Source organism: Lactobacillus sp. N54.MGS-719 (assembly GCF_000980505.1).
GTDB classification, from domain to species: domain Bacteria; phylum Bacillota; class Bacilli; order Lactobacillales; family Lactobacillaceae; genus Lactobacillus; species Lactobacillus amylovorus.
Map to the genome: position 1 here is coordinate 1 of NZ_LARO01000053.1, position 10,775 is coordinate 10,775.

Consider the following 10,775-nt stretch of genomic DNA (forward strand, 5'->3'; position numbering starts at 1 on the left):
GATTTTTCCTTTGCTCAGGCTTCTTATTCAAGCTGTGCCGCATCTCTCGAAACGACTTTATTAATTTACCCTATTTCTGCTCTTCTTGCAAGTTCGCCCCTTCGTTCGCTTCACTTATGAAACGCGTGGTTTAGTTGTAACCACTTCTAAAATTGCATCCCTCATTCGACAATCATTTTCTTAACACTAAAAGTTTAACGCAACTAATCGTTCGAAATTTGCTTAAAATTCACTTATTCTTCGTCAAAAAATTTTTTAAAACTTTTTTATTTATCAAAAAGCAAAAAAAGACACCCGCTTTTTACAGCGAACGTCTTCTTATTAAATCTATTTAATTAGATTAAACTTGATTCCTTAGTGATCTTCTTCATACCGTTCATGTATGGAACAAGTACATCTGGAACAGTTACTGAACCGTCTTCGTTTTGGTAGTTTTCCAAAATTGCGGCTACACAACGACCAACTGCCAAACCTGAACCGTTCAAAGTGTGAGCCAAGTGAAGCTTGCCGTCTTCGTCACGGTAACGAATTTGTGCACGACGTGCTTGGAAGTCAGTACAGTTTGAACAACTTGAAATTTCACGGTACTTGTCTTGTGCAGGCATCCAAACTTCAAGGTCGTAAGTCTTAGCACTAGTGAAGCTTGCATCCCCAGTTGACAAAGCAACTACGTGGTATGGCAAGCCTAACTTTTGCAATAAGTGTTCTGCGTTGTGGGTCAACTTTTCAAGTTCATCCCATGATTCGTCTGGCTTACATACCTTAACCATTTCAACCTTACGGAATTCGTGCATTCTAATTAAACCACGAGTATCACGACCAGCTGAACCTGCTTCACTTCTGAATGCTGGTGATAAAGCAGTTACGTTAATTGGGAGCTTGTCGCCGTGGATAATTTCATTTCTGAAGTAGTTTACCAAAGGAACTTCGGCAGTTGGAATCAAAGTTAAGTCACGTGGCTTATCTGGATCGTCGTTATCAACGATAGTATAAACGTCTTCGTGGAACTTAGGGAATTGACCAGTACCTTGCATTGAAGCATCGTTTACCAAGTAAGGTGGGATAACTTCGGTGTAGCCATCCTTGGTGTTTTCATCAAGGAAGAAGTTGAATACGGCACGTTCCAAAAGTGCACCTGCACCAATGTAGTAAACAAAACGTGCACCTGAAACCTTAGCAGCACGGTCCCAGTCCAAAATACCCAAATCAGTACCGATGTCCCAGTGAGCCTTTGGCTTAAAGTCAAACTTAGTTGGTTCTTCCCACTTACGAACTTCTTCGTTGTAGCTGTCGTCTGGTCCAACTGGGTCTGAGTCTGCTGGGAAGTTAGGCAATCTAAGCAAAATGTAGTTTTGCTTTTCAGTTAATTCATCAACTTCTTTATCTAAGTCCTTGATTTCCTTACCTACTTCACGCATAGCAGCTATGGCATCGCTAGCGTCTTCCTTGTTACGCTTCTTTTCAGCAATTTGCTTTGAAACATCGTTACGCTTAGCCTTTAATTGTTCACTCTTAGTCAAATCCTTACGACGCTTAGTGTCGATTTCAACTAATTCGTCCAATTCTTCTGGCTTAATGCCACGTGTAGCAAGCTTCTTCTTTGACCAATCAAGATTCTCACGAATCACTTTAATATCAAGCATATAAAACCTCCATGCATAAAAAAGAGCCGATTATCCCTATCTTTGGGACGAATCGGCTCTTACACGGTTTCGCGGTACCACCCATCTTCAGTCTAAAATAGACTGCACCTCTTTAACAGGCGAATAACGACGCCAAACCGTGCAACTATTAATTGCCCACATTACTGAAATCTGGAAACGACTATTCATTCACTCGCACCAACCGTGAACTCTCTGAAGCAGTCTTAGGATTTCGTGTTTGCGTCTATTTTAAGCCATTCTTCTTTTTTGAGCAAATAATATTTTTCTTTAAAAGAAAAAAGTGCACTAACTTGGCTGTAATCGACGGTATAAACGTAGTGAAAACCTAATCTCTGCAACAGTTTTTGCGACTTTTCATTATTGGCAAAGGTGCCAGCCCAGATTTCCGTTTGTCTTTTATGTTTAAAAGCATAGGCCAAAATTAAATGGACCGCTTCGTTCATATAGCCATGGCCTTCAAAAGTTTGATCCAGTAAAAAGCCTATTTCTTTTGTCTTTAATAAACCACTCTGCTCGTCCATGCCGCGCTCATATAATTCGATTAAACCAATCGTTTCATCACTATTACGCAGACAGATGACATAGCTTTCGGGTCTAGTCATATATTGGTGCACGCTCTTTACCGCTTGATCCATATTTTCGATCTTTTCAAAACCGGCCATGTCATGATAGCGCGCGTTTTGTCCCCATCTTAGTAAAAGAGGTGCATCCCCTTCTTCAAATCGTCTTAAATATATTCTCTTTGATTCAAGCATCAGTTACCCATCAACTTCAACAGCCATCTTGCACCATATTGCAGACCAAAGCTGTAGGCCGCAATTGTCCAAGGCTTACACAAAATAATAATCCAGAAATACGTAGAAAACTTCATCTTGGTTAAACCAGCCAGTAAGCAAAGCACATCATCGGGTGCCGCCGGCGCCAAGATACACAGCGCGAAGAACCAGTTGAATTTCTTTTGATTCTTCGTCCACTTCATATATTTATCTAGCGTTTCTTCAGAGACAATATGCAAAATAAATGGTTGCCCGTAATGTCTGGCTAAGAAAAAGTTGATAATTGAACCAATGCAAATGCCGACGTAATTATAGATAAAACCGGCAATCGGTCCGAAAAATACCACACCGCCAAGAAGCGAAACGCCCCCGGGTATAATCGGTACAACTACCTGTACTATTTGAATCAGTACAAAAATGATCGGACCAACAATTTGTTTATTAGCTAAATAAGCCCGCATTTTTGCTTGATCAGTAAAAATGCCTAGCCGATACCAATAGATCACTAGCAAAATAATGATTATTCCACAAACCACTGTAGCAATGTTAATTAGTTTGCGACTTGCTTTAGCTGATAAATGTTGCATTTTTTCGCCTTCCCTCATAGGACTAGTACGTCAATTTTATCAAAAATAACACTATTTAACCGATGTTTCACCTTATTATAGAAAAACTAAAAATATTCTTATTAATTTCTTCTGTTCCTATAGTTAATATATAATAAGCGATGAAAGATCTAAGAAAGGAATGCATTTCATGGTTGTAATAAAAAATAATGTTATCTACGACACAAATAAGAAATTAGGGGCCGATGTTTACTACCCCAATAATACAACTTCTAAGACCAAAATCTTAATCTTTTGGCATGGTGGTGGCTGGTTCCGTGGCAACAAGGAAAGCGTTAAGAGCGTCGGCGTTGATTTAGCTAATGCCGGTTTTATGACTTTCATTCCTGAATATAGCCTCGCTCCTGCAGCACATTTTCCAGCTGCACATGAAGATGCATTGCATTTTGTCGAATGGCTTTTAAAATCTGATTACACTGATCAAGATGATCTCAAGAATATCGTGCAAATCGGGGCCAGCGTTGGTGGAACAATGGCGTTATACGTTGCCGGCAAATATGGTTTCCCAACGGTAACTTGGTCTGCACCAGTTGAGTATTCAAACTGGATCAAAGAACACCAAGACGTTAAGGCATCCCCAGCAGCCGCAAAAGACTTGGGCATCACTGATCCTGAACAAATCAGACAGTCCTTCTACAAGTACTTTACTTTAACTTATACCGGCACTGAAGACCCAAAGGTTTTAGCTAAACTTGATGCAAAATCATACGACTTAAGCAAATTAGACAAAGTAATGATGATCAATTCAGCAGGCGAACTGACCCCACTTGATTCAGTTCTCGACTTCGTCAACTTTTTAGCTAAACAAAATCACGGTGTGCAACTACTCGTCATTCCAGGACATGGTCATGCAATGGACTACGGCAACGACTACATCGATGAATCACTCGACTTTTTATTCCAAACAATTAAGAGACAAAAATAATTATGATCAATATAGAAAAATTCGTACAAATTCGTAAAGACCAAAAGCTTTCACAAACCGACCTCTGTCATGGTATTTGTACGCAATCCACTTTAAGTAAATTCGAAAATAATGGTCAGATACCGTCTTTTAAAATTTTGAAGCAGCTCTGCGATCGGTTAAACATCGAAGTTGGCGATATTATGACCAGTAGCGATGAAAAGAAAGTCGCACGCTTGCTATTTGAAGCTGATTTTTCATTTATCAATTTCAACTACGCCAAGATTTTGAACATTTTATCGCAGATCAATCCGCAAAATCTTAAGCGGGATGAAGATAAAGTACACTACCACTTTTTGCGCGGTCAATATGCACTGAAAAGCGACCGTAACCAAATGAGTGCACTATTTTACTTCAACAACATTTTGACAACGGATAATTTGCCGAAAAACGACATTTACCGTCTGCTCGCTTTAAACGGCTGTAGTCAAATCTACGCTAAGCAAGGCGAAACCGAAAAGGCACAGCACTACTACGATCAGATCCTGAAAAGCATTATGGACGTTGATATTACCAATGTTTTAACCACGATGCACATCTTGGCTATCTTATGCGATGCCGGTGAATTCTACGGCGAACGCAAGATGTACAAAGAATCGAATTCCTTGCTTCGCTACGGCTACAAGATTGGGATCGAGCAACACGCCATCTTCTATATGGCCCGCATCCTTTTGCGCCAAGGCATAAACGATATGGAACAGGCTAAGAAAAAGGAGATCACGAGTCAGCACCTGCATGACGCCTGTGCTTTTGCAAGAATCAACAGAAACCGGATCACGCTAGAAAAGGCGCGGAAACTACTTAAACAATTGAATGCATAAAGAAATACCCGAGGAATTATTCCCCGGGTATTTTTGTTAGATGATCTTGTAACCAACAACTGGATTAGCAGGTGTGGTGTTGAAATCATAAGTAGCTAATTTTTCAAAATCAGTGTTACCGTCAATGATTGTCGTTACGCCTTGTGCCAGCATCAAGTTCATTTCTTTTTCTTTATTTGGATCATTAGTGAATGGTACCAAAATTACTGGCTTGTGGAGTGCACGCATAAAGCCGATTTCAAAGGCACTACCATCATCAATGTTGTCCATGTCGTATAAAAAGACGCCGCAGCTTGCGTTAACCAAACCGGTGATATCGTTGTTGTATGTCGCAAGACGCCAAGTCATGCTACGGATGCCGCCGATTTCTGGATTCTTTTCTTCTGGATCAACGAAGTTTTGGTCAAATGGAAAATGAACTCTCACAACAGTTGGGTTCTTTTCGAGTAATGCCATTGCCTTCTTAACACGTGCGCGTTGGTCGTCATTGTAAAAAGGCGTACCCAAATAAATAGTTGCGGTGGAAACTTGCTTAGTCATAAAAATCCCCCATGATTTTCAATTCATTAATTACATATAAAAAGTTTATCATGCATTTTTACTAACTAAAAGTACAAATCGATGTGTTTTATTTGCAAACGCTTTATAATAAATTATGTGACTTGAAGAATAAAAATTTATGAATGGGGGAAACACTTTGTCTAGATATCAGTCAATCAATCCATATACCAATGAAGAATTTGCTAGTTATGATAATCCAACTGCTAAGCAAATCGAAGATTCCATCAACTTAGCCTATGCACTTTATAAAAAGTGGCGTCATGAAACGCCTGAAAGTCGTGCAAAAATTTTACACGACGTTGCCGATGCTTTGCGTGAACATGAAGATGAATTAGCTAAAATGATGACCCTTGAAATGGGTAAACTTTTACGCGAATCAAGAGAAGAAGTTGAACTATGTGTTTCAATCTGTGATTACTATGCTAAAAATGGTCCAGTAATGCTTAAGCCTACCCCATTAAATACCGGCTTAGGTAACGCCTACTACTTGAAGCAATCAACTGGTGTCATCATGGCTTGTGAACCATGGAATTTCCCACTTTACCAAGTTATCCGTATCTTTGCACCTAACTTCATCGTGGGTAACCCAGTTTTGCTTAAACATGCTCATAACGTTCCAGGTTCTGCCGCACTCACCGCTAAGATCATCAAGCGTGCTGGTGCTCCTGAAGGCAGTTTAATCAACCTTTACCCAAGCTATGATCAATTAGGCGATATTATTGCCGATCCACGCATCCAAGGCGTTGCATTAACTGGTTCTGAACGTGGCGGTTCTGCTGTTGCTGAAGCTGCTGGTAAAAACTTGAAGAAGTCAACGATGGAGCTTGGTGGTAACGATGCCTTTATCGTTTTGGATGACGCAGATCCACAACTACTCCGTAACGTTTTAGGGGATGCTAGAACTTATAACGATGGTCAAGTATGTACTTCATCTAAGCGCATCATCGTTGAAAAGTCCCGTTACGACGAAGTATTGCACGAATTGAAGAACGTCTTCTCAAGCTTGAAGGCTGGTGATCCACTTGAAGACGACACCACTTTGCCACCAATGAACTCCGAAAGAGCTAAGGAAAAACTTGAAGCTCAAGTAAAGAAAGCCACTGACGCAGGTGCTAAGGTCTTCTACCAATACCCAGAAATTGACTCTAAGGGTGCCTTCTTTAGACCAATCGTTTTGACCAATATTGACAAGGACAACCCAATCTTCGATGAAGAATTGTTTGGCCCTGTTGCCGAAGTCTTCGTGGTTAACGATGACGATGACGCTATTCAATTGGCAAACGATTCAAGCTATGGCTTGGGTTCATCAGTAATCAGCAGCGATATCGAACGTGCACAAAAGATTGCCGCTCAAATCGAAACTGGAATGACGGTCATCAACGGTCGCTGGATCACTTCTGGTGAATTGCCATTTGGTGGTGTGAAGAAGTCAGGCTATGGTTGTGAATTAAGCGAACTTGGTATGATGGCATTTGTTAACGAACACTTAGTTATCGACGTTACTAAAAATAATCAATAGTTAATTACTTTAACTGTATAAAAAGAAAAAGATTGGCTAAAAACCAATCTTTTTTACTTGCGCCATTTCTTTACTACATCGTCGACCATTTGCACGCATGAACCAACATAACGGGCTGGATCAAGCATTTCTCTTAAAGTAGCCTCATCGACATCCTTGGTTACTCGCTCGTCAGCTAAAAGCACATCAAGAAAATCAATGCCGTCGTTAAACGCTTTTTGCGCATCCTCGTAAATGACTTCGTGGGCGTTTTGTCGACCGATGTAACGGCCAAGATCGAGCATCACGCGTTCTGAAACGATCAGTCCATGCGTCATGTTCAAATTGCGTTTGATGTTATCTTCATGAACGATCATTTGATCCATTACTTGGCTCATCATTTTAATGGCGGCACTAAAGACTAAGCACATTTCTGACAAGTACATCCATTCAGTTTGCCAGAAGGACATGTCGCGTTCGTGCTCTTGCACCATTGCTTCAAGGCCTAAGTTGGCATTATTTTTAACCAAACGGACATTAGCATAGATGTTTTCGCAGATCATTGGATTCCGCTTCTGTGGCATCGTGCTGGAACCAACCTTGCCCATTTGGAATCCTTCTTCGACCTCTTCGATTTCGGTTCTTTGCAGGTTAATGATTTCGTTAGCCATCTTGCCAATCGTGCTTGCAGCAATCGCAATATCGCTGGAGAAGTTAGCCAAGCGATCTCTTGAAACGTGCCAGGTAATCGTTGGAATAGCTAAACCGAGATTTTTACAAAAATCATTTCTAACGGCAATGCCTTTATCAAAAAGAGAAGCCAAGGTTCCGGCTGCCCCACCGAAGTTGCCAGCAAAGTAAGTCTTGCGATCATGTTGCAGTCTTTCGAGATCGCGACCCAGTTCGTCTGCCCAAATGGCAAACTTATAACCCAAGGTAATTGGGACGGCGTGCTGAGCATGCGTTCTACCAGCCTCTGGCAGAGCCTTGTATTTTTCGGCTTTGTCTAAAACTTGATTTAATAAGTGGTCTAATTGTTTTTCTAAAATGTCTTGGGCATTTCTTAATTGCAAAATCATCCCTGTGTCGGTGATGTCTTGCGTGGTGGCGCCCCAGTGAATGTAGCCGCCGGCTTCGGGTGAGCAAAGCTTGGTAAAAGCACGAATCTGTGGCATTAGGGGATGCGAGGTCTTTTTAAAACCTTCACGCACATAATCCATATCGATGTCTTCGGCGTGTGCTTTTTGGGCGATTTCTTCAGCGGCACTTTCTGGGATAACGCCGTTCTTTGCTTCGGCCTTGGCTAAAGCTACCCAGCAATCGAGCCAACTTTGAATTTGAGCGCGTCCGCTAAATACGGCGCGCATTTCTTTTGTACTGTATTGATCTTTGAATAATTCTGAATTAATTAATGATGATGCCATTGTTTTTCCCTTCATTTTTCTACTAACTATCTTCATTAAAACGCTAGTTTTCACAGCAGACAATTTTGTGAACGGCCTTTTGATTAATAAAATTAATGATTAAGGGCAACAAATTCACTGTTTTTCCACAGATAAAAATATTTTTTATAAGTTATTTTTATAAAAGGAGAAAATTTAACTATACTAAGTAAAACGAGGGATAAAAATGAACATCAAGGATCTAGAATATTATCAAAAATTAGTTGCAACGCACAGCTATACTAAAACAGCAGAATTCTTCAACTTGAGCCAGCCTTCTATTTCAGCGGCTGTTAAGCGATTATCTAAAGAGTTCAGAACTACACTAATTACTCAGAAAACGCCGCGAGGAAGATTCTCTACGACCGCAGCAGTGAAATCTTGAATCTATTTGAAATGACGAAAAATGAGGTAGCTGAGGCAAATTATCCACAGTTGCGTGGGGGTGTGTCGCCGATTGTAGGTAAAGTTTATTTAGCCAAAATATTGACTGAACTTGATCAAGAAAACTTGAACCACAATATTGAAATTACTGAGGCAGGTTCTAATGATTTGAGTGCCAAATTGAAAAATGGTGAAATCGATATTGCGCTGCTCAATTCGCTGAGCCCGATCAACAATAACCACTATCAAAGCAAACTATTGCGAACTAATTCGGTTAAGTTGATCGTCAGCCAGCAGCATCACCACTCAAGTTAATATTTGCACGTGCACGTGAGTTACCAGCTAATTGTTCTGGTGATTTAGAGCGTTGATCACCGTTAGGATCACCATATTGTGAGTTAGCAAATGATGTACCAGTACCAGAAGCAAAGTTAGAAGCATCAGTGTTGGCACGACGATCCTTGCCTTGTGCCCATTGATCTGAAGCCGGCATCCAAGAAGTTTGTACTTGATCAACATCAAAGGATAATACTGCACTACTCTTAACTTGACAAAGTAGATCACGTGTTATGGCATTACCAGTGAAAGTTTGACCATTGATAGTTACTAAGGTTGCAACATACTGTGTCTTATCAGGATTTAAAGTGTATGTGACTGATGAAACATCTTTATATTGATGAGTGTCCTTATTATAAGCTTGATTTGTAAACTTAATCAGATCAAGCTTTGGTACTGCAACAATCTCCATAGCGTTGGCACTACCATCATTAGTCTTGTGAGTGTCAAACGTACCTATTCTGAATGAACTCTGAGTATTTTGACCATAAACCCAGATATTATTGTCGTCATCGTGCTTAACACCAGTAATGGTTACAGGAGCATAAGCCTTTTCTGAAGTACCATCTCCATAAGTTACTAGTACTGGGATGACATAAGTACCTGCTTCAACAGAGGTAGTTGGTGCTAAAGTAATCGTACCATCAGTGGCACCAGTTGCCCATTCAGGTGTGCCAGTCATCGACTTAAATTTTGCACTGCTACCATGGTCCACTGGGTTACCTTGGTTACCATCTGCAGTTGACCAAGTTGCTGGATCATCTACACTAGAACCTTGAGTAACAGTCTTTTCACCATATTCCGGTTGATATTTATTAGCATCCTCTTTCTGAGTTGAACTTGATTGCTCTACATTCACATCATTTTGTGTAGTATCAGCAGCTCTAACAGTTTGGCCTTGATCCATTCCCATAAAGAAAAAGCCAATTAAAACGGATGCTGCCCCTACAGAAAACTTACGAATTGAGAAGCGCTCTTTACGAGGCTCCATTTTTCTTAATCTTTCTTTGAAATTATTTTTGGATAACATCTTCCTATCCTCCCTATTAGTCCTAACAATTGTCAGTATATGCGGTGTAGAGGGCTTTGTAGGCGTTAAAATAACGCATATTTTGCAAAAAGTGCTATTCCTGTAGAGGTTTCAGCTATTTTTATATTCAAAGTTTTTTTAGTGTCATTTTAAAAAATTGAAATAATTTTATTTTTTTAAAATCTGGCAATTTGCTATTGTAACATCCCTAAAATCTATGTAATGGTTCGATAAATAAGATATCAAAGTCTTAAAAAAGAGCACCGTAGTTTTTAGGTGCTTTTTTATTGCAAAACAAAAACACAGCCTGACGTGTGTCAAACTGTGCTTCAAAAAGTATTATTGATTATCTTTGTGCTTAAAAATGTTGAATCCTGAAAGACCTGTGGTTAAAACACTGGCCAACAATAAGAAGTATGCAGAAGTTCCAATTGAAACAGCATATGAAATCAACTGACTAGTAATCTGTGCCACAACACCATTTGATGCATGGACTGAACTAGACATCATATAAACGATGTAAATCAAGAAGATCGTTTCAATTAGTGACAAAATAAATGCCAAAATCTGACTACTTTTTCTACTCTAAGTCAAGTGTTATCAACGATTTTAAGCAATTTTATTTTGAAATACAGGCCTAATCGGGAAATGGCTCCCGGAGAATCGAGTTAAA

At 40.0% G+C, this 10,775-nt stretch carries 11 protein-coding genes and 1 pseudogene; 5 read left to right on the forward strand and 7 right to left on the reverse strand.

What is annotated here, in order from left to right:
* Positions 1-335: 335 nt before the first annotated feature.
* From serS to WS44_RS08015, 3 genes are all read right to left on the reverse strand, one after another.
* The gene (gene serS / locus WS44_RS08005) at positions 336-1,643 is read right to left on the reverse strand and encodes a serine--tRNA ligase (RefSeq protein WP_013438510.1); all 1,308 of its coding nucleotides are present in this window, start codon (positions 1,641-1,643) and stop codon (positions 336-338) included.
* Between the two features lie 224 nt (positions 1,644-1,867).
* A complete protein-coding gene (locus tag WS44_RS08010; RefSeq protein WP_013642368.1) occupies positions 1,868-2,419 on the reverse strand; it encodes a GNAT family N-acetyltransferase in 552 nt (183 codons plus the stop codon).
* Positions 2,419-3,027, reverse strand: a complete 609-nt coding sequence (locus WS44_RS08015; RefSeq protein WP_013438512.1) for a VTT domain-containing protein — start codon at positions 3,025-3,027, stop codon at positions 2,419-2,421. The genes WS44_RS08010 and WS44_RS08015 overlap by 1 nt, the downstream gene beginning before the upstream one ends.
* 169 nt (positions 3,028-3,196) lie before the next feature.
* Here WS44_RS08015 and WS44_RS08020 point away from each other — a divergent pair, with 169 nt between their 5' ends.
* Positions 3,197-3,991, forward strand: coding sequence for an alpha/beta hydrolase (locus WS44_RS08020; protein WP_013438513.1), 795 nt, complete (start codon positions 3,197-3,199; stop codon positions 3,989-3,991).
* Positions 3,992-3,993: 2 nt separating this feature from the next.
* Complete coding sequence (locus tag WS44_RS08025; protein WP_046433970.1) at positions 3,994-4,851, forward strand: helix-turn-helix transcriptional regulator; 858 nt, start codon at positions 3,994-3,996, stop codon at positions 4,849-4,851.
* A 36-nt stretch (positions 4,852-4,887) separates the two neighbouring features.
* Here WS44_RS08025 and WS44_RS08030 read toward each other — a convergent pair whose 3' ends face one another.
* Positions 4,888-5,391: a nucleoside 2-deoxyribosyltransferase gene (locus WS44_RS08030; protein ID WP_013438515.1), complete on the reverse strand. Its 504-nt coding sequence runs from the start codon at positions 5,389-5,391 to the stop codon at positions 4,888-4,890.
* A 157-nt stretch (positions 5,392-5,548) separates the two neighbouring features.
* Between WS44_RS08030 and WS44_RS08035 the strand changes: the two genes are divergently transcribed.
* Positions 5,549-6,931, forward strand: a complete 1,383-nt coding sequence (locus WS44_RS08035) for an NAD-dependent succinate-semialdehyde dehydrogenase (protein WP_046433976.1) — start codon at positions 5,549-5,551, stop codon at positions 6,929-6,931.
* A gap of 53 nt (positions 6,932-6,984) precedes the next feature.
* Here the strand turns inward: WS44_RS08035 and purB are convergent, their stop codons facing one another.
* Entirely contained in the window at positions 6,985-8,334 is a 1,350-nt protein-coding gene (purB, locus tag WS44_RS08040) for an adenylosuccinate lyase (protein ID WP_046433972.1), read from the reverse strand.
* Positions 8,335-8,539: 205 nt separating this feature from the next.
* Between purB and WS44_RS08045 the strand changes: the two genes are divergently transcribed.
* Entirely contained in the window at positions 8,540-8,737 is a 198-nt protein-coding gene (locus WS44_RS08045; protein ID WP_013438518.1) for a LysR family transcriptional regulator, read from the forward strand.
* Between the two features lie 11 nt (positions 8,738-8,748).
* Positions 8,749-9,051, forward strand: a complete 303-nt coding sequence (locus tag WS44_RS08050; protein ID WP_231575998.1) for a LysR substrate-binding domain-containing protein — start codon at positions 8,749-8,751, stop codon at positions 9,049-9,051.
* Here WS44_RS08050 and WS44_RS08055 read toward each other — a convergent pair.
* Both WS44_RS08055 and WS44_RS08060 read right to left on the reverse strand, forming a co-directional pair.
* Positions 9,023-10,102 carry a Rib/alpha-like domain-containing protein gene (locus WS44_RS08055; RefSeq protein WP_046433974.1) on the reverse strand — a complete coding sequence of 360 codons (1,080 nt, stop codon included), beginning with the start codon at positions 10,100-10,102 and terminating at the stop codon, positions 9,023-9,025. The genes WS44_RS08050 and WS44_RS08055 overlap by 29 nt on opposite strands.
* A gap of 339 nt (positions 10,103-10,441) precedes the next feature.
* Positions 10,442-10,681 (reverse strand): annotated as a pseudogene (locus tag WS44_RS08060) (hypothetical protein); the annotation flags it as partial.
* Between the last annotated feature and the right edge of the window lie 94 nt (positions 10,682-10,775).

Coding starts and splice junctions, on each gene's coding strand:
- WS44_RS08020 (WP_013438513.1), top strand. CDS start 3,197: ATGGTTGTAATAAAAAATAATGTTATCTACGACACAAATAAGAAATTA.
- serS (WP_013438510.1), bottom strand. CDS start 1,643: ATGCTTGATATTAAAGTGATTCGTGAGAATCTTGATTGGTCAAAGAAG.
- WS44_RS08055 (WP_046433974.1), bottom strand. CDS start 10,102: ATGTTATCCAAAAATAATTTCAAAGAAAGATTAAGAAAAATGGAGCCT.
- WS44_RS08030 (WP_013438515.1), bottom strand. CDS start 5,391: ATGACTAAGCAAGTTTCCACCGCAACTATTTATTTGGGTACGCCTTTT.
- WS44_RS08015 (WP_013438512.1), bottom strand. CDS start 3,027: ATGCAACATTTATCAGCTAAAGCAAGTCGCAAACTAATTAACATTGCT.
- WS44_RS08045 (WP_013438518.1), top strand. CDS start 8,540: ATGAACATCAAGGATCTAGAATATTATCAAAAATTAGTTGCAACGCAC.
- WS44_RS08010 (WP_013642368.1), bottom strand. CDS start 2,419: ATGCTTGAATCAAAGAGAATATATTTAAGACGATTTGAAGAAGGGGAT.
- purB (WP_046433972.1), bottom strand. CDS start 8,334: ATGGCATCATCATTAATTAATTCAGAATTATTCAAAGATCAATACAGT.
- WS44_RS08050 (WP_231575998.1), top strand. CDS start 8,749: ATGACGAAAAATGAGGTAGCTGAGGCAAATTATCCACAGTTGCGTGGG.
- WS44_RS08025 (WP_046433970.1), top strand. CDS start 3,994: ATGATCAATATAGAAAAATTCGTACAAATTCGTAAAGACCAAAAGCTT.